At 40.5% G+C, this 3,572-nt stretch carries 2 protein-coding genes and 2 pseudogenes; 2 read left to right on the plus strand and 2 right to left on the minus strand.

Translation table 11 applies throughout. The features are described 5' to 3' along the window. A pseudogene (locus tag QUA24_RS26830) lies at positions 1 to 810 on the plus strand (hypothetical protein); the annotation flags it as partial. A 119-nt stretch (positions 811 to 929) separates the two neighbouring features. Here QUA24_RS26830 and QUA24_RS26835 read toward each other — a convergent pair. Continuing rightward, positions 930 to 1,844: a group II intron maturase-specific domain-containing protein gene (locus tag QUA24_RS26835; RefSeq protein WP_333233435.1), complete on the minus strand. Its 915-nt coding sequence runs from the start codon at positions 1,842 to 1,844 to the stop codon at positions 930 to 932. 103 nt (positions 1,845 to 1,947) lie between these two features. Here QUA24_RS26835 and QUA24_RS26840 point away from each other — a divergent pair. Continuing rightward, positions 1,948 to 3,059, plus strand: a pseudogene (locus QUA24_RS26840) (IS630 family transposase). Here the strand turns inward: QUA24_RS26840 and QUA24_RS26845 are convergent. Continuing rightward, on the minus strand, positions 3,049 to 3,534 hold the full coding sequence (locus QUA24_RS26845; RefSeq protein WP_333233436.1) for a reverse transcriptase domain-containing protein: 486 nt from the start codon (positions 3,532 to 3,534) through the stop codon (positions 3,049 to 3,051). The pseudogene QUA24_RS26840 and the gene QUA24_RS26845 sit on opposite strands and share 11 nt — an antisense overlap. Positions 3,535 to 3,572 lie beyond the last annotated feature (38 nt).

The raw sequence follows: 3,572 nt of genomic DNA on the forward strand, positions 1-3,572 counted from the left end.
CGCCCGCCTTTCTCCCCAAATTCTTTACAACTCCTCTTAGGGTGGTGCGCCCCAGGCGCACCCCCTGAACGGTTACCAAAAAATAAGTCCCTCCCAGCCAGGGAGATGCACAAAATAGTTTGGGTTAGCGTCGGAGTTTTGACTCTTTTCTTTATGACTTTTCCCATCGCGATGTGGCGCGTTAGCCAAAAAGAAAAGTTTCGCGGTTTTCACGTCAAGTCTTTGACAATTGATGGACAAAATCCCGCTAATGCTATTGCTAATGCTGTCACTAATGGGCTGGCCCAACCAGCCATGGCCAGTAGCAGTGCGCTTCCGGCTGCTAATAATTCCTATTTAGCTCTTGACAGCCCAAAAAAGCTGCCTGACAAATCTCCAGAGGTTGTACCTTTCACTAATACGTCTACTGAAACGGCTATTACGAGTAGCCCTACAGATAAGACTGTCCAAGCTGTACCTGTATCAGCAGACCAACTGGAAGTTCAGGCGCTGGATGGAACAAATCAGACAGCAGAAATTACGGATAGCGTAAAATTAGATGAGCTAGCTCTGAAAGTCTACGATCGCATCGATCGAAGTTGGCAAACTAGCCCTACGTTCAATCAAAATCTAGTGTATCGAGTTACTACAAGTCAAGATGGGGCGATCGGCAATTTCGAGCCGCTCAATCAACCAGCCAAGGATTACACCCAAGAAACTCCTTTGCCACATCTGCTCAAATCTCCCGAAACTAGCAGCAACAATGCAGCGCCAGTCGCTAAATTTACTGTAGTGTTTGCTCCTACTGGCACCTTAGAAGTTAACCCCTAACTCACATACAACATCTATATCCGGTAAGGTGCGCCATCCACACCGTTAGGGTCGAGAGAAGATATTGCTATCTTCTCCCTCCCATTCGGAACCGTGCTTGCAATTTTCACTGCACACGGCTACTCGGGTGTACTCTTGTCATTTGAGGGTTTCCCCTTCTTCCGACTTGATTTAGGTATCTTTCCTTGAAAAACAAGGTCAAGGTTGTGTTTCCTGATTAATTTCAAGTCGGTTTTAGTTTTAACATCGTGACAATGCCGATGTAATAGTTGAAGATTTTTGTATTCGTCCTTGCCTCCCATGGCTCTAGGGACGATGTGATCAACTTCCATTACATCTTCATTTCTGAAAATAAATTCGCAATGGGAACATTTGCCCTTCTGCTTTTTTAAGAGCAGTGCCAATCGAATTGGCAACTCAGGGTTTTTCCCCATTCTTGAACTCCAATAAACCAGGTCGCCATCGTAGGGACTTTTATCTCCTTTAACTTTTACATAGTCGGTGCTGCTACACTCGAATTCACTATACTTTAGTAACCGAAGGGGGTTCGATCCCTCTTCTCTGGTTGAGAATACCCAGTTATTACCGCCAATGGTGTGCCAATACAGTTTATGTCCTGCCTTGGTGTTTCCACAACGGCGTTTTGCCCAAGGTCGAAGTTTCAGGTAGGTGAGTCCATCTCGTCTAGATAGTTCTCCAACGGTTTTAGCGTCAGAGTTTGTATAGAAAGAAGTCCATCCCCTTATTACAGGGTTTAAGTCTTTAATTAACGCCGATTGTGGCGATGACCTATGTTTTTTGATGATTCTTCCGATTTCCTCTTGATGAGCCTTACTTGACTTCTTATTTGGGGTGATGAGTGTGTTAAAACCTAATATTTCACCGTGCGTACCTAAACTACTCCGATGTTTTCCGACAGGGTATTGTTGGATGTGATGACCTAAAAAGTCAAATCCCGCTTTACCATCCTCACTTAATTCATTCTTGAAAGTGTGAGTTAGTCTCGTTTTTTCAGGTTTTAATTCTAAACCCATGCCAGCTAACCATTCCGAGATTATCTCTCGGCATCTTTGGACTAAGCTGTTGTACCTTTAAATAGGGTATAATAAAAAAGGAGTTTAGTCACTATATACAAGAATGCCAGCTAAAAACCATCTCAATCCCAACAAATAGAGAAACTACAAAAAGCCTTAAGAGAGAAAGAAAAGGCAAATGTCAGAGAAATAATTCTGATTTTGTTATTTCTAAATGACGGTAGAACTCAATCTAATATCGCTGATTTTTTGGGTTGCTCAGTCAACAAAGTATCTTATTAGTGTATAAAGGGAGACCCAGACAATCTAGAAAGTCTAATAGATGAGAGGATGAAGGGAAATCACAAAAAAGCCACAGATAAGTATATAGATATGTTATTAGAAACTATAGAAAAAGACCCTCAAGAATTAGGATATGATTTTGGACGATGGACAGCGCAGAGATTAGCAACATACTTAGAAGAATCCACAGGAATAAAATTAAGTGGAGGACAAGTTCGGAGGATATTAAAGCAAAAAAAGTATGTTTACATCTGGGCCAAGTATAGCCTGGAATCGAAGAGAAATCCCGAAAAAAGAACAGCGTTTAAAATAAAGATAGCCGAATATTTAAAAATAAAAAAAGAATCGCCAGAACGTTTACAGGTATGGTTTTGGGACGAGAGTGAATTTAGTTTAAGAGTCACCCGAAGAAAGAAGTGGTGTAAAAAAGGCAGCCGAAAAAAAGTCCGAGGAGATCGGAGAAAAGGCAGAGTTAATGTAATGGGAAGAGTGAGAAATTCCGATAAAAAGATGTGGGTAGAATTCCTCAAGAAAGGCAATTAATATAATTTTTATCAAGTGCTAAAACTGTTTCATGAAAAGCTAATTAATGAATGGGCGTCAGCAGGTAATCAAGCCTCAGAATTTGCGGAAAAAGGAGCCAAAATAGTGATTATCCTTAATAAGGCTAGTTTTCACAAGAAACAAGAGTACCTGAAAATAATTGAAACAGAAATGCCTAACCTTCATTTAGAATTCCTCCCCGAACACAGCCCCGACTATAACTTAATTGAATTAGTATGGCATTCGGCAAAAGAATATATTGCCAATCGACTTTTTACATTTATTGAAGAGCTAGAGTATTTATTGCACCGCCTCTTAAATGAAGGGCAATTAATAATTAAATGGGGTCGCAAAATCAAAAACAAGGGGAATGCTTGTATCACAGTTTAAATGTGCAACAGCTTACGACTTTTTCTTCACATAGAATTACAAAGTCATCGGCATATCGAATTATGTTCGGACAGCCTACATATTTTCCAAAATTGGAAATTGACTTTTTCAAGTATCCATTCCCATAGCCTGGAACCTTGTTTTCTAGATGCTTTTCAAGACCGTGAAGAGCAATATTCGCCAGTAATGGAGAAATGACTCCACCCTGTGGTGTACCCTCAGATGTTGCAGTGAATACTCCATCGTCAATTACTCCAGATTTTAGCCAGGATTTTACTTGTCTCCTAACCTTGCCTTTTATGTTCAACTTTTGGAGTAGTTCATAATGGTTGATACGGTCAAAACACTTGGCTATGTCTGCATCTAATACAAACTTCGCTTTATGTTGAATACAGACTTTAATCTGTCTAATCGCATCGTGGCATGACCTGCCCGGCTTAGTGGTGCAGAAAACTATTTTTGTTAAGAAGAAAATGACATAACTTTAGAAAATTCAATCCGCCGCTCTAACTT

This window comes from Microcoleus sp. Pol12B5, from assembly GCF_036701335.1.
Classification (GTDB): Bacteria; Cyanobacteriota; Cyanobacteriia; order Cyanobacteriales; family Microcoleaceae; genus Microcoleus.